General features: G+C 42.0%; 24 protein-coding genes. 9 read left to right on the forward strand and 15 right to left on the reverse strand.

The features are described 5' to 3' along the window. Window positions 1-13 precede the first annotated feature (13 nt). The 3 genes from DRB05_RS07430 to DRB05_RS07440 are packed head-to-tail and all read right to left on the reverse strand — an operon-like array spanning window position 14 to window position 3,246. Entirely contained in the window at window positions 14-1,054 is a 1,041-nt protein-coding gene (locus DRB05_RS07430) for an LPP20 family lipoprotein (RefSeq protein WP_240036221.1), read from the reverse strand. Next, on the reverse strand, window positions 1,002-1,619 hold the full coding sequence (locus DRB05_RS07435; protein ID WP_017219134.1) for a penicillin-binding protein activator LpoB: 618 nt from the start codon (window positions 1,617-1,619) through the stop codon (window positions 1,002-1,004). The genes DRB05_RS07430 and DRB05_RS07435 overlap by 53 nt, the downstream gene beginning before the upstream one ends. A gap of 4 nt (window positions 1,620-1,623) precedes the next feature. After that, on the reverse strand, window positions 1,624-3,246 hold the full coding sequence (locus DRB05_RS07440) for a hypothetical protein (RefSeq protein ID WP_239965683.1): 1,623 nt from the start codon (window positions 3,244-3,246) through the stop codon (window positions 1,624-1,626). Window positions 3,247-3,462: 216 nt separating this feature from the next. Between DRB05_RS07440 and DRB05_RS07445 the strand changes: the two genes are divergently transcribed. After that, window positions 3,463-4,041, forward strand: a complete 579-nt coding sequence (locus tag DRB05_RS07445) for an LPP20 family lipoprotein (protein ID WP_128726372.1) — start codon at window positions 3,463-3,465, stop codon at window positions 4,039-4,041. Between the two features lie 39 nt (window positions 4,042-4,080). Further along, window positions 4,081-5,427: a murein transglycosylase domain-containing protein gene (locus tag DRB05_RS07450; RefSeq protein ID WP_128726373.1), complete on the forward strand. Its 1,347-nt coding sequence runs from the start codon at window positions 4,081-4,083 to the stop codon at window positions 5,425-5,427. On the opposite strand, the gene DRB05_RS07455 is transcribed toward DRB05_RS07450, so the two are convergent. Further along, a complete protein-coding gene (locus DRB05_RS07455) occupies window positions 5,422-6,318 on the reverse strand; it encodes a TIGR01777 family oxidoreductase (RefSeq protein ID WP_128726374.1) in 897 nt (298 codons plus the stop codon). The genes DRB05_RS07450 and DRB05_RS07455 overlap by 6 nt on opposite strands. 115 nt (window positions 6,319-6,433) lie before the next feature. Between DRB05_RS07455 and DRB05_RS07460 the strand changes: the two genes are divergently transcribed. After that, window positions 6,434-7,471 carry an AI-2E family transporter gene (locus DRB05_RS07460; protein WP_128726375.1) on the forward strand — a complete coding sequence of 346 codons (1,038 nt, stop codon included), beginning with the start codon at window positions 6,434-6,436 and terminating at the stop codon, window positions 7,469-7,471. Between the two features lie 148 nt (window positions 7,472-7,619). On the opposite strand, the gene DRB05_RS07465 is transcribed toward DRB05_RS07460, so the two are convergent. The 5 genes from DRB05_RS07465 to DRB05_RS07485 form a co-directional block, all read right to left on the reverse strand. Continuing rightward, window positions 7,620-8,054: a hypothetical protein gene (locus DRB05_RS07465; RefSeq protein ID WP_128726376.1), complete on the reverse strand. Its 435-nt coding sequence runs from the start codon at window positions 8,052-8,054 to the stop codon at window positions 7,620-7,622. Beyond that, complete coding sequence (locus DRB05_RS07470) at window positions 8,038-9,381, reverse strand: ATP-binding protein (protein ID WP_128726377.1); 1,344 nt, start codon at window positions 9,379-9,381, stop codon at window positions 8,038-8,040. The genes DRB05_RS07465 and DRB05_RS07470 overlap by 17 nt, the downstream gene beginning before the upstream one ends. Next, window positions 9,375-10,049 carry a response regulator transcription factor gene (locus tag DRB05_RS07475; protein WP_128726378.1) on the reverse strand — a complete coding sequence of 225 codons (675 nt, stop codon included), beginning with the start codon at window positions 10,047-10,049 and terminating at the stop codon, window positions 9,375-9,377. The genes DRB05_RS07470 and DRB05_RS07475 overlap by 7 nt, the downstream gene beginning before the upstream one ends. A gap of 2 nt (window positions 10,050-10,051) precedes the next feature. Then, complete coding sequence (locus DRB05_RS07480; RefSeq protein ID WP_128726379.1) at window positions 10,052-10,309, reverse strand: PepSY domain-containing protein; 258 nt, start codon at window positions 10,307-10,309, stop codon at window positions 10,052-10,054. Between the two features lie 108 nt (window positions 10,310-10,417). Further along, complete coding sequence (locus DRB05_RS07485) at window positions 10,418-10,717, reverse strand: YciI family protein (RefSeq protein ID WP_128726380.1); 300 nt, start codon at window positions 10,715-10,717, stop codon at window positions 10,418-10,420. Window positions 10,718-10,938: 221 nt separating this feature from the next. Here DRB05_RS07485 and DRB05_RS07490 point away from each other — a divergent pair, with 221 nt between their 5' ends. After that, window positions 10,939-12,363: a sodium-dependent transporter gene (locus DRB05_RS07490; protein ID WP_128726381.1), complete on the forward strand. Its 1,425-nt coding sequence runs from the start codon at window positions 10,939-10,941 to the stop codon at window positions 12,361-12,363. A 70-nt stretch (window positions 12,364-12,433) separates the two neighbouring features. Here DRB05_RS07490 and DRB05_RS07495 read toward each other — a convergent pair whose 3' ends face one another. Both DRB05_RS07495 and DRB05_RS07500 read right to left on the reverse strand, forming a co-directional pair. Beyond that, entirely contained in the window at window positions 12,434-13,075 is a 642-nt protein-coding gene (locus DRB05_RS07495) for a CPBP family intramembrane glutamic endopeptidase (protein ID WP_128726382.1), read from the reverse strand. A gap of 90 nt (window positions 13,076-13,165) precedes the next feature. Further along, the gene (locus tag DRB05_RS07500) at window positions 13,166-13,735 is read right to left on the reverse strand and encodes an inner membrane-spanning protein YciB (RefSeq protein WP_128726383.1); all 570 of its coding nucleotides are present in this window, start codon (window positions 13,733-13,735) and stop codon (window positions 13,166-13,168) included. Between the two features lie 122 nt (window positions 13,736-13,857). On the opposite strand from DRB05_RS07500, the gene DRB05_RS07505 reads away from it, so the two are divergent. The 5 genes from DRB05_RS07505 (at window position 13,858) to DRB05_RS07525 (ending at window position 19,242) form a co-directional block, all read left to right on the forward strand. Beyond that, window positions 13,858-14,130, forward strand: a complete 273-nt coding sequence (locus DRB05_RS07505; RefSeq protein WP_128726384.1) for an HU family DNA-binding protein — start codon at window positions 13,858-13,860, stop codon at window positions 14,128-14,130. Window positions 14,131-14,387: 257 nt separating this feature from the next. Further along, window positions 14,388-15,563 carry a DegT/DnrJ/EryC1/StrS family aminotransferase gene (locus tag DRB05_RS07510; protein ID WP_161568677.1) on the forward strand — a complete coding sequence of 392 codons (1,176 nt, stop codon included), beginning with the start codon at window positions 14,388-14,390 and terminating at the stop codon, window positions 15,561-15,563. Between the two features lie 11 nt (window positions 15,564-15,574). Beyond that, entirely contained in the window at window positions 15,575-16,795 is a 1,221-nt protein-coding gene (locus tag DRB05_RS07515; protein ID WP_128726386.1) for an aminotransferase class I/II-fold pyridoxal phosphate-dependent enzyme, read from the forward strand. A 19-nt stretch (window positions 16,796-16,814) separates the two neighbouring features. Next, on the forward strand, window positions 16,815-18,899 hold the full coding sequence (locus DRB05_RS07520) for a GMC oxidoreductase (protein ID WP_205125727.1): 2,085 nt from the start codon (window positions 16,815-16,817) through the stop codon (window positions 18,897-18,899). A 1-nt stretch (window position 18,900) separates the two neighbouring features. Then, on the forward strand, window positions 18,901-19,242 hold the full coding sequence (locus DRB05_RS07525; protein ID WP_128726387.1) for a chorismate mutase: 342 nt from the start codon (window positions 18,901-18,903) through the stop codon (window positions 19,240-19,242). A gap of 79 nt (window positions 19,243-19,321) precedes the next feature. Here DRB05_RS07525 and trpA read toward each other — a convergent pair whose 3' ends face one another. The 4 genes from trpA to trpD are packed head-to-tail and all read right to left on the reverse strand — an operon-like array spanning window position 19,322 to window position 23,678. After that, a complete protein-coding gene (gene trpA / locus DRB05_RS07530; protein ID WP_128726388.1) occupies window positions 19,322-20,128 on the reverse strand; it encodes a tryptophan synthase subunit alpha in 807 nt (268 codons plus the stop codon). Continuing rightward, a complete protein-coding gene (trpB, locus tag DRB05_RS07535; RefSeq protein ID WP_128726389.1) occupies window positions 20,125-21,309 on the reverse strand; it encodes a tryptophan synthase subunit beta in 1,185 nt (394 codons plus the stop codon). The genes trpA and trpB overlap by 4 nt, the downstream gene beginning before the upstream one ends. A 7-nt stretch (window positions 21,310-21,316) precedes the next feature. Next, entirely contained in the window at window positions 21,317-22,681 is a 1,365-nt protein-coding gene (trpCF, locus tag DRB05_RS07540; RefSeq protein WP_128726390.1) for a bifunctional indole-3-glycerol-phosphate synthase TrpC/phosphoribosylanthranilate isomerase TrpF, read from the reverse strand. Beyond that, window positions 22,674-23,678: an anthranilate phosphoribosyltransferase gene (trpD, locus tag DRB05_RS07545; RefSeq protein WP_128726391.1), complete on the reverse strand. Its 1,005-nt coding sequence runs from the start codon at window positions 23,676-23,678 to the stop codon at window positions 22,674-22,676. Before trpD ends, trpCF begins: the two co-directional genes overlap by 8 nt. Between the last annotated feature and the right edge of the window lie 5 nt (window positions 23,679-23,683).

Consider the following 23,683-nt stretch of genomic DNA (forward strand, 5'->3'; position numbering starts at 1 on the left):
AAAGGGCCTTTCTTTAGATTTTGCTATCAATAATTAACATTGCCAGCTTTTTGCTTAGCATTTTCGCTGACTTTGCTTCAGCATTGGACTTAGCCATGTTTTCAAAACTAGACGCTGCTTTTATTTGTGCAGATACATGCGCCTTTTCTTTATCGTTTTCCATGAGTGTTAAGTTCGAGTTGGCAAAAACATAATAAGTGCTGTTTTTCTTTACGTCTTCGAAATCTACGCTAAAGTCAATTTGAAAGTCTGCACTTTGTTTTTCACCCACAACAGTAAGACCTTGCTTAGTCAAGCTTTCGGCTAACTGGTTGCGGATAGACTCCTGCCCCCAAAGCTTTGATGAAATACTAAAAGTTAATGACTGAATAAAATCATTCAGCATTTTGTTTTTGTCACTCACAGAAGTTGGTATGACAATACTGCCGCCGCCTAATTGCCTGTGATATTCGTTTGCTTTACGCCTTTTGGCAATTAGTCGTTTAATTGCCATCGCTTCTTTTAATTTTTCTGAATTGGTCAGTGCCGAAATCGTCGCGTTACTGATCTCTTCATCAAGCTGTCTAATATCAAGCTCAGCGTGCATTCTTGACTCAACCTTGTTAAATGAGGCAAGGGCATAGGCCGTTTTTTGCTCTGAGGAGTAAAACTCCTGCTCAATATTGATCCCCTGTAATTGTATGCTTGGGACTCGAGAATATAAAATCTCATCCACTCGATACGAAAAATCGCCATTAGTCTGGCTTTGAGCAACTTGTGTCGTTCCTTCTATTTCTACATTTAACTGTTTGGCAATCGCCAATCTTGCTGCCTCTTGGGCAGCAAGCTTGGCTTCTGTCCTATCTACAATATGACTCGCTGAACCAACGCCATAAACAAGGTAATCGGAACTCGGCTGCTGTATGGTCCAATTGGGTAAGCTATCTTCCTTTGCAATAGCCTGCTTTGTAGACTGACAAGCAGATAAGCCAAGTAGAATACACAAAGATAACGCTAGGCGCTTAGAAACCATACCCGCTGCGCTCTTGAAGTTTTTGAATTTTCTTCTGTCCATTCCACACCTCTCGGTTAGTCGTCATGTCTATTAGTCGAAGGTCTACTTGATAGAAAGTGACTCGACTGCCACCTTGTTCATCAACAAATGAGTTAATTGTGCCGGATAGTGCATAATCAGCACCTTGTTCTTGACCGATCTCATTACGAGTTTCTAGGCTTGAATTGAGCTCTTGGTCTCGTCTTTCCTCACGAATTTCATCCCGTACATAGCGGTTTGCGACGAAGTCAGCTTGCCCGCTTCGCAATATGGCGCGCTTGAGGTCATTCAAAAAGGTGTCAACTGCAATATGCTGATGCGACTTGTTACGAACAGATTGAATAATGATAGCGGGTCGAGTGCCTTCTTTGGCACGGTGTTCACGTACCCAAGGGAAACCGAGCATATCGCTTATCATTGCTTCAGCAACTAACTGAGAGTCTTTGGCATTCCATTTATCTGAAAGCGCTATTTCTTCATTGGTGTCCACACGGCTCACTTTGGTTGTTGAGGAGCAACCTGTCATCGCTGCGCTAGACGCGATGAGCATCGGGACAACTAATTTAACTGCAAATTTAGGCTTCATGTATTCAGTCCATGTTAGTTAAAGATGATAAATAATGTTGTTTTTCCGGTTCAGCTACACTGGTGAAAGTACGAATGTGGCTGATCAAAGGCGCACTTCGACCCAGCGGAATATCTTGCATGATGACTCTACCAGTTCTCAATTGGGTTTGTAATTGAAGATGACTGGTATCTTTAGGTAATTTCACCCGCGCAATTCGAATCTCTCGCGGCAGTGATTGCCATTGTCTAGTATCTGCCGCTGCTGTAATGGCATTGGTGACAGAAGTTGTCAATTGAGCAAGCCCTGCCAAAAGCGTGTTCTGCTGGATGCCAACTTGCTTTATAGCCTGACTTGCTGTGACTGCTTTTAACACTTCTCGAGAAATAGCGGTGTAAATTTCCATATTGGCATTACCTAGCGCGTCATACAGTGTGAGTAAGTTTACCGAATAAAAGGGGTGTAATTCTGTAAGTTTTTGTCCGTTAGCGAAAAGCGCAACATGTTGGATATTGTTCTTATGAGGTTGTAAATAGGTAACCGATATTCTACTGCCATACTTGAGTGCATCAATGACTCCTTCCTCAACGGCTTTTTGCCATAATTTATCACCGAGAGGTAGGCGTTTAGTGACCGAGCCTAATATCACATCACTAAAGTCTCCAGTTGCGTAGTTTTGGATGAGATCAAATAAACTGGTATCAGCAAACATTAAATTAAACCAAGCAAATTGCGCTTGACGTTCCTCTCGTGTACCCCAGTAGATCGGAGTGATGACAATAGCTTTTGCTTTTTCATCCGTACTTAGGTAAAGATTAAATTCTTTACGTTGAGGCGATACACCGAGACTTTGCACTAATGTAAAGTAGTTTTCTTCTTCATCAGCAACCATTCTATGCAGATCTTTTTGAGCTTGTTGGCTGGCATATTGACCTAATTTATACTGTTTGCTGAAGCCATTTTGGTACGCGCTTGCTGCTCGCTCATATTGGATCCGAGCACTATCTAACTCGCCTTGTTGCTCATATAAAATCCCGCTTAAATACTGTGCAAATGCATCGTCTTTATACTCGAGTTCACCGCTTATAAATGGTTGCTTAAAAATGGCTTTAAAAACTTGTTCAATTTCATTTCCAGTTTTTTGTTGGTCGATGTAACCACCTGTTCGTTGCTGTAATTGAGCAAGGTATAGGTCAAGCTGTCGCATCTCTATAAGTGCAGAGTCATATAAAGCAACACGATTTACAGCAGATGCGTTTGCCAGCGACACATAATTAAGTGCCATTAACGTGTGGATCATGGGCTTATGAAAAGTGCGGCCAGTGTATTTTTTGTAACTCGCGCCAGTAAAAGCAGAAAAAAGTTGGTCGCTGATGCTTACAGTGTAAGCAGCTTCTATGATTTCTTTTGCGTGGGAGAGGTGTTGATTACTTAATTCATAATGGTGTTGTAAATGAGCTAACATGCCCGATTCAAGGTAATATAATAGCTCGTCACGAGATGAGTTTTTATAGGCATAATCAATGCGTTGTTGAGCCGCAATAAAATCTCCTTGTGCTGCATATTCTATGGCCTGCTTGTTGGCTTTTGGCGTAAGATTGCAGCCGCTTAGAATCAAGCAACCTGTAAAAATTAAGAGCTTTAACATTGGTTTATGTGAATAAAGTTGGAATCGCATTCCTTGCATACTTGTTCTTATAGTGGCAGTGTTGTTTATGTTCAATCATATACTAATAAGCTAAATAGTAAAAAATTGAATTGAAAGTACTAAATTGTTAAAAATCGTTTTTACAATTTATTACTGTTAATCAATTACTTTTTTGATAGATTTTATTCCGTAAATAGGGCAATTAAGGAACCCAACATGAAAGCAAAACAACTACTCATATCAGTGGCCGTTATAGGGATGCTATCGGCTTGTAGTTCAAGTAAAGACGATGCGGCTTCGAGCCCAAGAGTTAATATTCCAGAATGGGTTCTCAATCCAACAATCGAAGACGGAATAGCGGCAGCTGATTGTGTGAAATACTCGGGCAACATTTCAATCGATCAAAAAATGGCGGTTGCAAATGCACGTCTTGCGCTAGCCCAGCAAATTGAAACTCGCGTTGAAGGCCTCGACAAGACGTTTTCGAATCGTAGCGATGTAAATGGGGATACCACCGTAGGTGCAACTTTTAGTTCTGTGTCCAAACAATTGACCAAACAAACATTAAATGGTTCTCGTATTGTTAAAGCAGATGTTATTGATATTTCTGGCGAAGATTATTTTTGTGCGTTGACGACGCTATCACCTGAACAGACCAAAGAGCTTTTCAAAGATTTGATCAAAGAAAGTAAGCGCAGTATAAATCCTCAGGATGAAAAGTTCTTATATCAAGAGTTTAAAGCTTACAAAGCGGAAAAGGATCTTGAGAAGGAAATAGCAAGGCTAACTAATTAAAGTGTGAATTTCACGCTTTAATTTTAAAAGGAATGCTTTATGCGTAAATCAGTATACTCATTTATAGTCATGGCGTTAAGTGCGCTCCCAGGAGCAATGGCAAGTCAAGCCCAGCTTTTTGAAGAGCTGTCTGCGAAAATGTCACGTTGGCAAGCGTCAGAGCCTAGTGACGAAGAACTGAGCGAGTTTGAGCAATATAAACGCCAGCAATTAAGTGAGTTTGCTGATTATGTCGAAGAGCATTTTGATGAGTACGATGCCTTTCGTGATAACGTCATCCAACAGTGGGGAGATATAACGGTTTCTGATCAAGCTGCATTTGTCACCTACAGTGATGATTTATCATCCAGAATGGTTGTCGACTTTGAAGCCAACGAACTGGTGGTCAGCGTTCGGCATGCAGCAGATGAACCAGTATCTCAGGCTCAACTTCTAGCTCTCTATAAGGAATTTATTGCGAAAGACCGAGCAGTAATTGATGTATTTAACCCTGATACGCTTGCAATAGACCAAAGTGAAACAAAGAAACGCGAAATTGATAACGCTGCTCGTGCAAAAGCATTGATTGCTGCGAAAAAACAAATAGATAGTCAATTTGAGCAACAGCAACGTTACATAGAACGCCAGACGGATGAGGCCATCATTGACGGCGAAGACACAAAATTAGCAGAGGCTAAACAGCAAGAACAACAAAAGAAGCTTGAATTACTAAAACAAAAGCGCCTGAAAAAGTTATTAGAAACTGCAAGTAATACCGAAAAAAAAGAACCTACTGTAGTATCTGAAATCGCTATTAAATTACCCAAACAGGCTGAATTTTCTAAACATCGAGCGGAACGTTATGCGAGCCAAGTGAACTCACAAGCGAAGCGCTTTGACATTGAGCCAAGCCTAATTTTTGCGGTTATGCATACCGAAAGCCACTTTAACCCTATGGCAAAATCACACATTCCTGCGTTTGGTTTGATGCAAATAGTACCAACGAGTGCCGGTGTTGATGTAAACCGCATGCTTTATAATCGTGATGAACCAATGTCAGCCCCTTATTTATATGTGACGGATAATAATATTGAAGCGGGTACGGCTTACCTTAATATCCTCGATAAACGCTATTTGAGTAAAATACAGAACCCACTAAGTCGTAAATATTGCATGATTGCGGCTTATAATACGGGAGCTGGCAACGTTGCTCGCGTGTTTAACGCTGATGACTCGAGGTCAATCACGAAAGCAGCAAAGGTGATTAATTCACTATCGCCAGATAACGTTCTAGCAGCGCTAGAAAAGGGTTTACCTTACGATGAAACCAAGCATTATCTGGATAAAGTCTTAACACGAGAAAAGCTCTATATCACGACAGAAGAGGGGGTTGCACTTACATTATAAGTTAAGTGCGTTCAAGGCATCTTCAATATCGTCGTGGCGGAATCGATAACCGGTATCGAGTAGCTTTTTTGGTACTACGCGTTGTCCATACAACAGCAATTCAGACATTTCACCATAAGCCAATTTGAGGGCAAATGGTGGCACTGTAAATAGACAAGGGCGCGAGATAGAACGTGCCAAGGCTTGAGAAAGCTGCTTATTTGAGACTGGGTTAGGTGCTGTTGCGTTAATAGCACCATAGATTTCATCATGTTTAAGAATATAGAGTATGGACTGAATCATATCATCGATATGGATCCAAGACATCACTTGATCTCCTGAACCAATAGGTCCGCCAAATCCAAGTCGGAAGGGTGGTAACATCTTTGCCAGAGCCCCTCCTGACTTTGAAAGTACGATACCAGTTCTTAATATACAGACTCGAGTTTGGGAAGATTCGGCTCTAAAAGCCGTATTTTCCCAATCTCGACACAGTCTATGCGAAAATTCATCGTGACAATCCTTAAAATCTTCAGTGATAGCTAAATCATCTGGCTGACGTCCATAAAAACCAATGGCACTACCTGAAATAAACACTTTTGGCGGTGATGTCGCTGTGTTTATCGCAGCGACAATTTGCTCTGTGATTTTTATCCGGCTATTGTAAATTTCTTGCTTTTTTTTATTACTCCATCGACCATCGGCTATTGGTTCACCCGCAAGATTGATGACCGCATCAAGCTTATTAAAGTCAATATCATCGGTATTTGTGACACAGTTAACTCCGTTGGGCAATAGTGTTGCGGACTTGGAGGGGGAACGAGTTAGAGCCGTGAGATTGTGTTTGTGTATTAAAAACTGACACAGCTTTTTACCAATTAAACCCGTTGCACCTGTTATGAATATATTCATTCTGTATACTCTTTATTGTAATCAAATAAACTTACGTTTTAGCAAGGAGTTAGATCACTCGTTTTCATTATAGGTGGTTTGTTTTAAAATGGTAAAAAAGCAAAAGGAGTGAACTGTGTCTTCACTGACTGGAATTAATAAAACGCTGGTAGTTTTGGCCTCGCTATTTTTAGTGTTAGGAGGTATCAAGCTTGCAACTGAGATTGTCGTTCCATTTATATTAGCTGCATTCATTGCGATTATCTGTAATCCCATGCTCAAGTTTTTGGCCCGTTTTAAGATACCAAAAGGTTTGGCTATTTTGATTGTAATCGCACTAGTGCTCTTAATTGGTGCGAGTATCGGTGGGCTTGTCGGGCAGTCTGTCAATGATTTCTCCAAACAACTACCTACGTATAAAGAAGATTTACAAGAAAAGTTCGTTTGGTTAGTCAGCACGGCGGCAGACTATAATATCTTATTGGATAAACAACAACTCATTAGCATGCTAGACCCAAATAAGCTAATCGATTTAGCCACCAATATGTTGACTGGCTTTGGCGGTGTGATGGCTAACAGCTTTTTAATTTTGCTTATCGTCGTGTTTATGCTTTTTGAGGCACCTTCTTTGAGTCACAAAGTACACCTCGCACTAGACGACCCAGAAATGAAAATGCAGCAAATAGATAGGTTTTTAGATTCTATTAATAGTTATTTGGCGATTAAAACACTTGTTTCATTAGCTACTGGTGTTGTAGCGGCAGTTTTTTTATGGGCATTAGATGTTGATTACTTCGTGCTTTGGGGGGTTGTTGCGTTTTTACTCAACTATATCCCAAATATAGGTTCAATCATCGCAGCGGTACCACCTGTTTTACTGGCTTTAGTGACACATGGACCGTTGGTGAGTGGTATTGTCGCTGTTGGATATATTTGTATTAATACCTTAATGGGTAATATTATTGAGCCGAGGTTTATGGGCCGTGGATTAGGTTTATCCACTTTAGTCGTGTTTCTCTCATTAATCTTTTGGGGATGGTTACTCGGAACCGCAGGAATGCTGCTTTCCGTGCCGCTTACCATGGTTGTGAAAATCGCTCTTGAAACGAGCGAAGAGGGCAAGTGGTTGGCAATCCTTCTCGGTTCAGAACAGCCAGTTAATAAAACATCTTAATAACACTGAGGCTTAGAAAAGAAAAAAGGAGCTACAAACAGCTCCTTTTCCGAGAATGTTGCTATTTTTGACTAACAGGATTTTGGCTGCAATTAACCGAAGTTCAGGATGCTAAGGTAGCCTAGTACTGATCTGATCAACAATGTCGTTAGATATTTAAATCTTCTTTCAATACTTTACTGCTTTTAAGTTCGATGATGTGCGCTTTTAGAAATGCAATTTTACAATTTTTATAAGCAGTAGCAGAACGCGTTGCGTTTGGCATATCCAGTAGATATCGCCACCGACAACTGTCCTCCATATATTCTTCCTGATTGCGAAGAGCACGCTCCATAATTGGCAATATCTGGGTATTGCCAGTGTCAGATTGATACTTCTTGGTGTCGAGCAAGAGCTTAGTGATCCAAGTTTGACGATGGCGTTCAAGTAGGTTGATATTGCTATCAAGACACATCAAGAATTTCTTTGCTTTTTCTGGATGACTTGATTCATGTTTTTTACAGTCCTTTAGCTCGAAGTCTTCCTCTGCAAAAGAAGAAAAAGGTAGTCCTAATACCAACAAGATGCTAATTATTTTTTTCATGGTTAAACTCTATCGTAAATTTCGCACCGCCGTGCTTGGAAGTCCCAATCTGCATTAAGCCATGATAAGACTTCACTAAATCAGAAACGATTGCCATTCCCACACCGTGACCAGCCTCATAAGTGTCTAATCTAGTACCTCGAGTTAATAGCTCTGATCGGCGATGTTCAGGAATGCCAGGACCATCATCCTCTACTTCGATTATAAGTAGGCGTTTTTTAGGTGCACTTACATTTATATCGACCAAGGAATTACAGGCTTTACAAGCGTTATCTATAATATTGCCAAGAATTTCCATTAAATCTGTTTTATCACCTAAAAATGCAACTTCCTCTGCACATTCTGACGAAAATTGAATGTGTTTATCGTGATATACCTTAGTCATGGCATTTAATATAGAGTCTAGTACCGGTTTTACAGATGTTTGTTTCTTCCAAGTATCGGACGCTCCAGTAGCCGCACGTTTCAATTGATGTTCGATCATCACATTAATTCTGTCTAACTGTTCCTGTGCATCAGCATCTTTTGCAAGCGGACTTGATTTAATCACCGCGAGAGGGGTTTTCAACGCATGTGCGAGGTCGCTAAGTGAGGCTCTGTACCTCTCTTTCTGGCGCTTTTGAGATTCCAAAAGTAAGTTTAAGTCGGATTTAATCGTCAGTAGCTCGACTGGGTAAAGGCCTGTGATCTTATCGCGTTCACCTGCTTCTATCTCTTTGATTTCTTTATCCAATCGCTGCAGTGGTCGGGCATTCCAGACAAAGCCAAATGCCATCAAGCCGGCTATCACTACACCCATGACCAGCATCCAATTGACTAGGGTATTTCTAAACCCAGACATCAACTCCATCAGCGCATCATTTTTCTTTAAAAGAACAAAGCGAGCTTGTTGAGATTGCTCCGCATTACCGAGAATGACGGTAAGACTGAGTTGCCAGAATAGTACGCCATTATATTCAACTCGTTCAAACTCGGATGCGCCTGCTTGGTTTCCTGAAAAATCAGGTGAAATTGACAAGTTCACTGCAGATTCAGAGTACCAAACTAAAGAACTGTCTTGGTAAACCAGCGCATAAGTATCAGAGTTAAGTCTATTTAATTCAGGGGCTAAAATGCTACGGGGCATTTCAAGGCCGTTTGAAACAAATTCGACTTCTGAGATAAGTGAGTAGAGGTGAGCTTCTAATGTTTTTTCGGTCGCATCGACCAACGAAGAATAGTAAGCCCTGCCCACAGAGAAAAAGAGCGCAGGAAGCGCAATTATAAGCACAAAGACAAGGATAAATCCTTGTCTTATTTTAAGCGAAATTTGAGAGCTGTTTACCACTGATTTTTGAACCTATATCCACGTCCTCTAAGGGTTTCAACAGGGTTCAGAGTGCCATCAGGGTCAAGCTTCTTACGAAGCCTTAAAACAAACACTTCAATGACATTAGAGTCTAAGTCAAAGTCCTGATCATAAATATGCTCGGTGAGCTCAGATTTAGAAATGACTTTTTGAGGATTAACCATTAAGTATTCTAAAACTTTATATTCGTAGGCTGTTAGTGATAGCTCTGTGTCGTTAACCCAAACTTGTTGCGAACGAGTATGGATTTTAATAGGACCAATACAAATCTCAGGGTTTGCTTGTCCCGCACTACGTCTAATAAGTGCATTACAGCGCGCAATCAACTCTTCAACATGAAACGGCTTAGTAAGGTAATCATCAGCTCCTGCATCAAGACCTTCTACCTTGTCTTGCCAGCGGTCACGAGCGGTTAAAATCAAAATAGGGATCTTTATACCGTTTGCACGAGCGCGACGAATGATTTCGATACCATCAAGCTTTGGCAAGCCAAGATCGACAACCGCCATATCTAACGGGTATTCTTCTAGGTGAAATAATCCAGACTCACCATCATGACACAAATCAACGCTATATTTTTCTTTCTCTAATGCATTTCGCAGGTTTTCTGCTAGCTGAATATCGTCTTCGATAACTAAAATACGCATTCTTAGTCCTTATTTACTTCACCTGTCTTTTTGTTCACTTTTAAGTCAACAATTCGACCATCTGGTTGGAGAATTCTTACCACAAAAAACTGATTTTCTTCAGAAATCTTAAGCGTTTTCCCCGCGTACTTATCAAGTGCTAGAGAAACAGCTTCTTTTTTTGTAATTGTTTTTATATTCTTATCATTGCGGCTATTGGCGTCTGCTACACTCGAAGCGAACGCCAAAATTAACGCTAAGAGAGTGAGTTGCAATCGCATTTTAAGCTCCACAGTTTCATAGATACTAAGTGTCTAAACTTCATAAATCTCAAACAAATTTAGTGCTTTTGTAATTAACCTTTGCTGAACTTAACGTTTAGCAAACTTTTATGGCAGAACTCGTTTGTATGGTTTGACAATACTTGCAGTATAGACGCCTGCGTCGATGTATGGATCTATGCTAGCCCATTGCTGAGCGCTTTCTAAGCTCTCAAATTCAGCAATAACCAAAGAACCGGTAAAACCCGCTTCACCAGGATTTTCCGAGTCAATCGCCGGTAATGGTCCTGCTGCAAACAACCGACCCTGTTGTTTCAACTCTTCCAAACGGGCTAAGTGCGCTGGGCGCGCAGCTAAGCGTTTTTGTAGTGAATTTTCAGCGTCGGTTGAATAGATCATATAAAGCATAAGTATTAGTTCCGGATTAGTTTCTAGGTTATTATTATTTATCTTTACGTATTTTGTCAGCTTTTCAGGGCCGTTTAACAATACTATGATAAAACGGCCTTAATGCAAAAGTAAATGTACGCAGTGTTTTTCAGTGATTAGTCATTTAAACTTGAAAAACACTCAACTTGACTGGTAGAGTCCTTCGATATTTGTAGAAAATAATAATAAGGTTGATTGCAATGAGTGCAAACCGTGAGCATTTTAGCTCCCGATTAGGTTTTATCCTTGCCGCAGCAGGCTCTGCTGTTGGTATCGGTAACCTCGTCGGCTTTCCTGTTTCTGCCGCAAAAAATGGTGGTGGGGCATTTTTACTAATCTATGCACTATTTGTAGTGTTTATCTGCCTACCTGTCATGATGGCCGAGATGGCGATGGGTAGGAAAGCCCAAAAAGACCCGTTTGGCGCATATAAACTGTTATCTAATCATGACAAAAAGTGGTCGATAGCAGGGTTCTTGGCGGTACTCACGCCGTTTATGATTGCTGTCTTCTATATGGTTATTACCGTTTGGATTTTTGGCTTTTTAGCGCAAACAGCTTTAGGTAACTTAGATGTACTCGCCTCCCCGAAGTACTTTGGTACTTTTATCAACGATACCAATGTATTTATCTATATGTTGATAGTGGGTGTCATCGTTAATCTTATATTGGTTGGGGGGGTGAAAGAAGGCATTGAAAAAGCGGCTAAGTTGCTCATGCCTGCGTTATTCGTCATGTTGATTGGTCTTGTCGTATATGTACTTACCCTTGATAACGCGATGGCAGGTGTTCGTTATTATATCGTTCCTGATTTCGAAAAGATGAGTGCGAGTGTGTTGAATGGCGCATTGTCACAGGCTTTCTTTTCGCTATCTTTGGGTATGGGTATATTGATTACTTATGCTTCCTATATTTCTAAAAAAGACGATATTGTTGGCAGCTCTAAAATGGTCGCAATCACGGACTCATTAGTAGCATTCATCGCAGGTCTGATGGTACTGCCAGCTATTTTTAGTTTTAACCCAAATACAGATCCAAGTAAGTTATCTGACTCTTCAGTATCTATGATTTTTGACTACTTACCTAAATTGTTATTGGCGTTACAAGATGATATTGGCTATGTTGGTGCTTCAATCGTTGCAGGAATATTCTTTTTACTAGTTTTCTTTGCTGCGATAACGTCGCTCGTTTCTATTGTCGAAGTGCCTACCGCGACTTTGATGGAAGAAAAGCGTATTTCACGTAAGAAAGCATTGATCATTTTGGCACTAACTACAGGTATTCTAACTGTGCTATCTACTATGTCTTTTGGAATGGTGGACTGGCTTACAAGCTTCATAAACTATGGCGATGCACAGAAGAGCTTCTTTGACCTAATCTACGACGTGTTTTACGATACGATTTTACCGCTGAACGGCCTGTTGCTGTGCCTATTCGTTACTTATCGCTGGAAAAAATCTGGTTTGAATGAGGAGCTTGCGCAAGGCTCAGAGGGATATATAGGTAGCTTTACCGAGAAATATATCAACTTCTCTCTATCTACGTTCATCCCAGTGATCTTGTTAGCTATTTTCATCAACACGGTTGCAACCAAATATTTTGCATTTAGTATCTTTGGCTTCTAGCTAAGGGGTGCTCATCCTGAAAATGAAGGCATCGGCGTATTGTACGCCGATGTTATTCTTTACTAAGCCACTAAAATTTTACGCCGGAGTCTAAGTACTGCCCAATTCCTATTGTAAACATCCAAAGTCCCCATAGGCTATGCTCTAACACACATACCGCAAGTGAGCGGCTGTGCGCGTAGGTATAAGAAAATAGTAGTCCTCCAACAAAAGATAACGCTACGGCTATCCAGTTGTCATACACGCAGTGAGCGAGTGCAAACACCAATGCACTTAGCAAAACTCGGTTATTTTTATTCGGTAAAATCCTTTTATAGCGATGAAAGAAGTAGCTCCTAAAAATTAACTCTTGTGGTAATACGGAAAGAATAGGGTAAGCAATTAATAATAATAACCAGTCGCTGGGCGAATTGAGCGGCAGGGAAAACCAATTTCCTTGACTAACCAAGCCATAGAGCATAGCTGAAAACATCGCGCCCGCGAAAAAGGTAGTAAATAACCGTTTTTTGACTGACGAAAACTCTCCCAAGCTGGTTAACCTGAAGCGTTTGAAATGGGGATCGGTTAGTAATAAATGGGTACAGACTGTCATTAAAATGATCAGTGCTGGAAAAAGCCAATTGTTGAGGTGATCACGGAATTGATAAGCGATAATGGGCAGGATAAAGAATACAAATACGAGTTCACACCACCGGTATTGGCTTGCGTTCAAGGTTGGTTCCCCAAAATATTTGACGGCTACTAGCCGCTATAGTTAGCTCTCACTCGTTAACTATAGCAGCTGCAGATGAACCTTGAATGGTTACTCTTCAGGTAAATATTTTTGAATTTTAAACATGGTAAAGAGCAGTGCAACGAAGGTGATCCCAATTAGACCAAAGACTTTAAAGTTCACCCAAAAATCAAGAGAGAAGTGGTACGCAATGTAAAGGTTTAGGCCAGCGATGAAGAAAAGTAATACCGCCCAAAATAGATTTAATTGGTCACAGTCTTTGGCTGGTAAATCAATATCAATCTCGCTTTTTTCCTTCTCAGCAACTGACTTTAACACGCCTTCGAGTGCACCTTTTACTAAGTTTTTATTAAACAGGTACCTAGATATGAGTAGTGCCGCACCTAAAATGGCATAAATAATAGTGGCTTTCCATTTTATAAACTGCTCATCATGGAAGAAAATCGTCATCCCACCAAGGATCAATGCAATGGCGAGAAAAATCCAATGACGTTTTGCGACTTCGCGCTTAGTGATGTATTGGTGTGCGACCTGTATAAGAGAGGCGATGATTAGCACTCCCGTTGCCCAAAAAATATCGACAAACTTATAAACCGCAAAAAATAAGATGAGCGGTAAGTACTCAATTAAAAATGACATTTTTTATCCTAACAAAGTTGGTTGTAAGGGTTTTACCAAGATACGGAGAGAACATCAACATTGACTTTCTTTGATGAAACCCATAGCCTGCAGCGCTCATTCAATGGTTCAGAGGTATTTGCATGAATAAGAGCGATTTAGTTACAAAAATGGCGGAAATTAGTGGATTAACGAAGAAAGATTCACAGGCGGTGTTAAATGTCATTTTGCAGGCCACTAAAAAGCGCTTGTCAGAAGGTGATCAGATGCAAATCAATGGACTTGGGACATTCGTGTTAAGTTATCATCCTCCAAAGCAAGGGCGTAATCCTCAAACAGGTGAGACCATCACCATTGAGGGACAAAACAAGGTATTGTTTAAGCCTGCTAAAGCACTTAAAGACAAATTATTGTAAATCGATCCCAGCTTGTTGCAGCGAGTTGAACCGCTGCAACAGTGTAGTTTCTGCAAAAATATACAACCACCTCTTGTTCTCATCATTTTGTGTAATCGTCAATTTTTACCTTCGGGACGAATGTATCAAAACTAAATAATTGTATTTTTATCAACAAAAGCCTCTTTGTGTAATACCTTGTAATTACCTGTAATTAACTTTTGGTGCACATGGTAACTATCATGTAACTCATTCTATAGGCTAAAATGGGAATGAGGATGAATACCATTATTGAACTAGCTGAGGCTCATCAGCAATGCCGCCGCCAAGCTATCAACTTGATTGTAAGTGAAAATCGTTTGTCTGAACCGGTCGCAAAATTATTGTCAAATGATTTAGCATCACGTTACGCGGCTCCTTTTTATGCTGGGACGGATATCTCACAAGAGATAACGCAACTCGCAATAGAAAAAACCAAATCTGTTTTTTCTGCACAATACGCAAATATTTCTCCAACTTCAGGAAGTAATAGTCTCATGGCTGTGATATTTGCACTTACGGAGCCTGGGGATAAGGTGGCACGTGTACCACCGTTTTTTCCCGGTGGTGGATACCCTTTCCAATATGAAGTGTTTCACAGACATTCATTACCTTTGGTATTTGATGATGCGCAGTGGCAACTTGATAAATCAGCATGTATTGAATTACTTCTAAAAGAACAGCCTAAACTCGTTGTGTTGGGCGCATCCATTTTTATGGTGCCGATGCCAGTACGAGAGCTTAGTGAGATAGTCCATAGCTATGGTGGCATTGTGGCTTACGATGGCTCACACAGCTTAGGATTGATAGCAGGTGGCCAATATCAAGATCCGCTTAAAGAAGGAGCTGATATTTTATTTGGCTCAACACATAAGACTTTCCCAGGTCCACAAGGGGGAATGATTGTCACCAATTCTGAACCGTTACATAGACGGATAGAAATTGTCTCTAACTTCACGCCCTTGAATGGACCGACTATGATCTGCAATCCTCACCTAGCAAGGATTGCGGCCTTAGGACTCACTTTGGATGAGGTGCCATGGCAACAATATGCGGCTCAAGTTGTGGCGAATGCACGCACCTTCGCAGATATATTTAAAAAGAGAGGGTTTACATTGAGGGGTGAATGTAACCCCAACTTTAACCATTCGACCTACTGTCATCAAGTCTTGCCTCTATTGGATAAAGCATCTGGCGTAAAACACAGAGACAAACTCAAAGAGCATGGCATATTTTGTGACGGATTTATGCGGGTGGGGACTGCTGAAATCACAAGACTGGGCTTCACTGAGCATGAGTGTGAAAGAGTAGCACAGAGAATGTGTGACATCGTACTGAGTCAACAACCTCTGATTTTGGACGCGAAACACGAGATTGCTGAGCTTGTTAGTGCACATAAAACGATTGTGATGTAGGGAGACCGCAGATGCATTTTTCCGAACGTTTATATCCGCAAGCAAGGCTTGGGATGCTACTCAATGGCATTGAAACAGAGGGGAATGTCATTGATTTGAGCATTGGGGAGCCAAATGTTCCCCTTGCGCAAGATGTTTTATCACAGATCCCCGATGGTTTTGAAGCACTGACCCAGTACCCTAAACCTGCTTTGCAATTCGAGCTACAAGAGACGATAGCTAGATGGCTGAGTAGACGATATAAACTTGATCTCCAATGCTTTTCAGCCAAAGACCAAATTACGATATTGGCAGGTAGTAGAGAAGGGATCTTTATGCTTCCTATTGCTTTGTTCAACCATCAACTACAACATGGTCAACCCATTACAGTGGCTATGCCAGATCCAGGCTATCCGATATATCTTGCGAGTGCTGAGAATGTTGGCGCAAAAGTACAGACTATTTCGCAAACACAGTTAAGCGAGTTAACTACTAGTGAGTTAGACGTTTATGCCTGCTGGGCTGAAATAGATCTCATGTTTGTCTGTTCGCCAAGCAACCCGACGGGAGAAGTGCTTTCACTTTTGCAGTGGACTCGATTAATTGAATTGGCAAAAGAGTATCAATTCATACTTGTTGCAGATGAATGCTATAGCGAAATATATAGTGAACCATTTGCACCGACAGGGTTACTGGAAGCGTGCGCAAAAATGGGCAACTCCAAATTTGAAAATTGCCTTGCTATTCATAGTCTGTCTAAACGCTCAGGATTACCCGGGTTACGTTCTGGTTTTATTGCTGGCGATACGCACTTGATTAAGTCCTTACAATCGTATCGAAATTATCATGGCGTTTCACTCTCGTCTATTCAGTTAAAAGGTTCACAAGCTGCTTGGTCTGACGAGCAACATGTCCTCAGTAATCGACAAGTTTACGGTCGTAAGTTTGACGAATTTTCAAAACAGTTTAGTGATTTATCTTGTTATCAGATGCCAGCGGGCGGGTTTTATATTTGGCTTGATGTTGGTTGTCCAGCCGAGAAATTCTGTCAGCGTTTGTATCAAGAGTTCGCTATAAAAGTTTTGCCGGGACATTACTTGGCGGTGAGTGATTTGACTGTTGAGGCGCTTCAACAATATGTTCGCATCGCCGTGGTATGTGAACAAGAGGATATTCCATTTATAGGGCAAGCAATTAAACAAACCATGCAGTTTTGTTGTCATTCAAACTCAGTTGGCGGCCATGTCGCCTAGATATGAAAAGGAAAATATGATGAATAATTCAGAATTAGCAAAAAAACAAACCAAGTTTAATACCATCATTGTCGGTTCAGGTTTTGGCGGAAGTGTTGCTGCATTGAGGTTATGCGAGCAGTTTAAACAAACCTCGACGAAAGATAAACCGGTACTGCTGTTAGAGCGCGGTAAAGACTGGTGGGGGAATTTAACTCGCGAGGATCAACCTAAGACGGTGCAAACACCAACCCCACCATTTTGTAATTATCGTCAGCCTGATGAGCGCTCTGCTTGGATGGCAATGGAGGAGCCTTTTGGAACGCCTGTTGGAGATCCGAGTCTAAATGACAAACCGTTAAACTTTAATGATGGTGTATTTGCTAAGCGACCGATCACTAAATATCCGGGGTTAGTCGAGACTATAGAAGCGGAAAACATGACGGTTTGGGTGGGCGCAGGTCTTGGGGGGACATCACAGGTATATAACACCATTTTCCAAAAGCCATCGGCAGATGCTTTTAACTTGGCTTTTAGAGATCCTGAACATCACGACACTAGGCTGTTAGACTATTGTCAGCTGGTAGATCACTACAATACAGTCGAAAAGATCATGCAACCGACCACTATGGTGGATAATTGTAAAAATACGGATACTACTTTACAGTTCCTTAATGTTAAAAGCTGTGAGATCAGTGACTCTATTACTAAAAAAGAGATTGTTGAACTTGCCGAACACCATAATCGAGCGCAGATATCAGTAGCGGCATCACCTGATTATCTTTCTACACGAGTATTCTTATCCCAAGCGCAAAAACTACAGTCAGCATTAAAAACGGATCCATGTAAATTTTCAGAACAATACGGTATCACGGCAATTGAGCAAAAGTTTAGTACCTTAGCGCTTGACTGGTCAGTGGTAGGAAATGAGATATCTTGCAACATGCTACCTTCTGCGACAATCGGTGAAATGTGGTATGGCATGAACAGTTATTCAGAAGTGGAAGAGGGTGAAGAGAGAACACTCTTTGGCATAAAAAATAGTTTAGATAGAAATTACCTAGCAGAAGCAAAGGCAACAGAACAGCTTGATATTCAATGTCTCAGCGAAGTGATCAGTATTAATTTAATACCACCGACAAAAGATAAGAAGGCGGTGTATCGAGTTATCGTAAATAAAATTGATGAGACTAACGTCAATGCCGGTCAGCAAATAATATATGAGGCTGACAATGTAATTATGGCTGCGGGTTCCATGCATACCGCTAGGCTATTACTCGAATCATCAAATTCACCGAATTGTACCGATCTAAACGTTACCGGCTTGCCTAGTTTAAGCCCTTATGTAGGTAAATTCTGGGGTCAAAATGGCGACTTATTTGCGACACAGCTTTGTAATGAGCCAGTACGCCCTGCCAATGGTGGTCCTGGCTCTGCTGAATGTGATTTCCGTTTTGGTAAGGATCCAAAGCAATATCTAGATGATAACAGTGGGTCTCCATTTAGTAAGATGGTTGTGTATCCCGTTTGGTATGAAGAAAGCGTCTCTATTCAAAATACTTTGATGATGGGAGTTTGCCAAGACACTGCCCCTGGTCAGTTTGTTAAGCAAAGTGACGGCTCTTATCAGCTCTCTTATCCTCAAACTATAGAAATGAATGGTAAATATGAAGGCGGAATGGGAGATTCGATCAATACCGCTATTAATGCACTTACCGCTTGGAAAGAAGTAAATAGTGAGGGTAGTGACAAAGCACAACTCGATCGCAAGCTTGCTCAGTTCAAAGGGTACCAGGGACCGCTGCGCTGCAGCACTAACACTAAACGTACATTAACAAGTAACGCTTCAGCCGAAAACGAACATTTTGATGTTGCCTATGGTATGACACCACACCCGCTAGGGGGCTGTGTAATTGGTAAAGCGTGTGATAATTATGGAAGAGTTAAAAGCGCGAACGGTGATGTGGTTGAAGGACTATATGTCATTGATGGTTCATTGATCCCAGGCAGTACAGGCGCTTGCACGCCTGCATGGACCATTGCTGCAGTAGCTGAGTATTGCATGGCTGAAATCGCGCCAGAGTTAGTTGGCAAAGTAAGCGATATGACTTCAGAAGGAAATTAACATGGCAATTTCATATGAAAGTGGAACTAAGCTCCCTATGAAGCATAGTTATGATGGTGATTATTCCAGTGCACTTGCAGAGCTTCGCAGTGGCATTAATCAAATCGATGAGCAATTAATTCGCCTGATTGCAGAGCGATTTAGTAAAGTGTCAGAAGTCGGTGACTTGAAGGCCATTTTTCACCTGCCAGTTGAGGACCTTCAGCGTGAGCACCTTGTATTGGAGCGGGCTCTTGAAACCGCAAAGAAAAATGGCTTATCTGAGTATCTAACTCGAGACTTAATGAGCGTCCTAATGACGTATTCCAAGGCTGCTCAAGCTAAAAGAGTGAGAGGGTTGTAGTTGGTTTAACTGGTGCTTTAAAGGATCTCATGTAACCAAAGGGAGTATATCGACACTATACTCCCTTTTTTGCTAGCGTTTACTTTTGTGTTGCAGCTTTCATTCGCTCAACAAAGGTTTTTAGCTCAAAGCACATGGTGCTAGGGTCATCCAAGTGTTTTTCGATGATTTTCACCACCGCAGAGCCACTAATTGCACCTGCTGCACCTGATTTAATTGCATGCTTTACATGCTCCGGCTCAGAAATACCAAATCCTAACAGTGGCGGCGCAGCATGATATTCGATAAGTTTGGTGATCATCTCTGTTGCCGGCATTTGTGCTGTCGTTTCTGTACCAGTCACGCCTGCACGTGAAAGTAAATAAGTATAGCCACGGCCACGGGTGGCGCATTCTCGTAACGTATCATCGCAGGCATTCGGTGTGGCAATGAAAATAGGCGCGATGTCATTTGCCATTGCAGTGAGCCTAAACGGTTTGGCTTCGTGCAGTGGCACATCAGCAACTAAGATAGAATCCACACCCGCAGTTTTGGCATCTTGATAAAACCGCTCAATACCACGAGCAAAAATCAAGTTTGAGTAAAGCAACAAACCAATTGGAATATCACTATTGTAACGACGAATTTCAGCGATGATCTCAAGACAGTCTTGCGTATTAACATTTTGCTCTAGAGCACGGATATTGGCTGCTTGGATAACAGGGCCATCGGCGATGGGATCGGAAAATGGAATACCTAGCTCCAATGCATCAGCACCACCGTCAATCAGGCTTTTGATGATCTCAATACTGAGTGTTTTATCGGGATCGCCAATCGTCACGAAAGGAACAAATGCACCTTGGTTTTTTTCATTTAAGTGCGCGAACATCGCGTCATAACGTCTCATAGTTCACCTCGCTCAGATAGTACCTGGTGGACGTGAGCTAAGTCTTTGTCTCCGCGACCACTTAAGTTAACAACAATCACCGTTTCTTCGGTTTGCGCTTCTGCATATTTTAGTGCGTATGCCAGAGCATGGCTCGATTCTAAGGCTGGAATAATACCTTCGTGTTTAGCTAGCGCTTGGAAAGCAGCTAAGGCTTCTGTATCACTAATACCGACGTATTGTGCTCTGCCTGTTTCATGTAAAAATGCGTGTTGAGGACCAACTGCTGGGTAGTCGAGGCCCGCTGACACAGAATAAGATTCTTCAATTTGGCCATCTTGGTTCTGCATGATGTAGGTATAGGCGCCGTGTAAAATACCCTTAGTACCTTTACATAGTGCCGCGCCGTGCTCATCAGTATCCAAGCCTTTACCTGCCGGTTCCACACCAATTAATTTCACGTCTTTTTCGTCAATAAAGTCTGCGAACATACCAATAGCATTTGAGCCGCCGCCCACACAAGCGATAACCGCATCAGGCAAACGACCTTCCGCTTTTAGTACTTGCTGTTTCGCCTCTTCGCCAATCATTTTTTGGAACTCACGGACAATCGTCGGGAAGGGGTGAGGACCTGCAGCCGTTCCGAGTAAATAATGTGCCGTTTTGTAGTTTGCAGACCAGTCTCTTAATGCTTCATTTACCGCGTCTTTTAATGTGCCCGAGCCCGCAGTAACTGGGATAACTTCGGCACCCATCAAACGCATTCTAAATACGTTTGGTTGCTGACGCTCAACATCTTTAGCTCCCATGTATACCCGGCACTTCAAGCCGAGTAAGGAGCAGGCTAGGGCGGTTGCAACACCATGTTGTCCAGCACCGGTTTCAGCAATGACTTCTTTTTTACCCATACGTTTAGTTAAGAGCGCTTGACCTAACACTTGGTTGGTCTTATGTGCACCACCGTGAAGTAAATCTTCACGCTTTAAGTATAGTTTGACCTTAGGGTTTTTAACTAAGTTGCGTGTCTTAGTCAGCGGGGTCGGGCGACCTGCAAATTCATTCAAAAGTTGATAAAACTCCTGTTGAAATTCTGGGTCTTTTTGTGACTTATAAAATTCCTGTTCTAACTGCTTTAATGCAGGTACGAGTAACTCGGGCACAAACATGCCTCCGAAGTCACCAAAATAAGCTGAATTACTCATGTCCACCTCAATATTTTCGAATTTGTGTAAACGCGTTAGCGATTTTTTGAGCGCATTTTTTACCAGGCGATTGCTCAACGCCTGAATTTAGGTCAAAACCATCGGCACCTATATTGACGGCACCGTGAATGTTGTCGGGGTTTAGGCCGCCAGCCAACATATAATTGCTTGAACTACGATTTAATAGCTGCCAATCAAACACTTGCCCCGTGCCACCAAATGCGGTGTCGGTTTTGGTATCGTACAATTGCTTGTCTACGCCAGCGAAGGGGCTTGGCAGTGCTGTGTCCACACCCTGTGCTTTCCAAATTTGACACGTAACAGGTAGTTGTTTACGTAGCGTATCGATGTACAGCTCATCTTCGTTGCCATGTAATTGCACTGCACTAAGCTTTAAAATTTGCGCATACTCTGTAACTTGCTCAAGCGGTGCGTTAACGAACACACCAACGTACTTGAGCGGCGCACTATCAGCGACGGCCTTCGCACAATCAATGTCGACATAGCGAGGAGACTTTGGATAAAAGATAAGGCCACCGTACACCGCGCCCGCTTCATAAGCGGCTTGCGCATCTTGGCTTCGAGTAAGACCACACACTTTGTTTTCGCCCAAAATCAAGCGTCTGCAAGCAAGTTCTAAATCTTGCTCTGCCATCAATGAGCTACCAACCAAAAAGCCATCACAAATTGGTGACAAGCGTTTCACATCACGGTGTGTGTAAATACCAGACTCTGAAATCACTACTTTGTCTTCGGGGATTAACTTTCTTAGTTTCTCTGTAGTTGCTAAATCCGTTGATAAATCTCTGAGATCACGATTGTTAATACCGATAAGCTCAGCATCTAACGCAAGCGCTCGTGTCACTTCTTCTTCGTTGCTTACTTCCGTTAAAATCGACATATTAAGAGATTTGGCCACGTTCGCTAGTGCCACATATTCTTCGTCATTTAATACAGACAACATCAAAAGAATGGCATCGCCACCGTGTAAGCGGGCGAGGTAAACTTGGTATTCATCAATAAAGAAGTCTTTACAGATCAGAGGCTGAACAACCAGCTTTCTCACCGTGGCAAGGTATTCATAACTGCCTTGAAAGTATTTTTCGTCGGTTAGCACGCTAATACATGTCGCGTACTTACGATAAACACTGGTAATTTCAGTCAAATCAAAATGTGAGCGAATAAGGCCTTTTGAAGGTGACGCCTTTTTGCACTCTAAAATAAATTGTGTCCCAGCTTGCGCCAACGCAGCGGTGAAGTTAAGCGTGGTGGGGGTTACTTCGTCGATAAAGTCACTTAACGGACGCTGCGCCTTACGCGCTTTTAATTCTTCGACTTTATCGGCAACAATTTTTTCTAATACATTAGCCATTACTCACCTCTACAATGTTAGCCAAGGTTGTCATGGCTTTCTTGCTTGCAAGCACTTCGCGTACTTGTTGGCTTGCGGTTTTAAAATTTGACGCCTTATCGGTTAATACTAGCAAAGCTGCAACGTTTGCAATGATAGCTGCATTGTGTGCAGCTTCGCCTTCACCATTTAAAATCGCAAGGCTCGCTTTCGCGTTATATTCTGGCGTATCACCAGCAATAGATTCAAGTGAATAGTTTTCTAGTCCAAAATCGTTTGGGGTAACGGTGTATTGCGTCACTTCACCATGCTTTACTTCTGCGACTAGCGTTTCGCCGTGTAGAGCAATTTCATCTGTGCCACTACCGTGAACTACCATCGCTCGTTTCGTACCTAAGCGGTTTAGCGTTTCTGCCATGGGTAAAACAAGGGCAGGGTCGTAAACGCCGAGTAATTGTACTTCTGGCTTGGCTGGGTTTGCCAATGGCCCCAGAATATTAAATATCGTGCGCGTTTTTAGTTGTGTGCGAACTGGCATAGCATGTTTTACACCTGCGTGGTAATGCGGTGCAAACAAAAAGGTAAAGCCGGTCTCTGCTAAGCACTTTTCTGCAAGTGCGGGAGTCATATCAATGTTGATCCCAAGTGCTTTTAGTAAATCCGCGGAACCTGATTTACTGCTTACGCTGCGATTACCGTGTTTGACCATATTAATGCCACATGCTGCGGCAACAATGGCGGCGGTGGTACTCACGTTGATGGTATTTGTGCCATCGCCACCCGTACCACAGCTGTCTGCTGCGAGTAGATCTTGCTTGTCAAATGCGGTGGCATGATCACGCATAGCCTGAGCTGCTCCGGCTATTTCCGCCGCTGTTTCACCTTTAAACTTTAGCGCAAGCAGCGCTGCGGTAAGTTCGATGTCACTCAGTTGTCCAGCCATAATATCGCTAAACAAGGATTTGGCGGCGTCGAACGATAAATCTTGTTGCTGTAATAGAGGTTGTAACTTTTCCATCGTGA

It is taken from the genome of Pseudoalteromonas sp. A757, from assembly GCF_004103285.1.
Lineage (GTDB): Bacteria > Pseudomonadota > Gammaproteobacteria > Enterobacterales > Alteromonadaceae > Pseudoalteromonas > Pseudoalteromonas galatheae.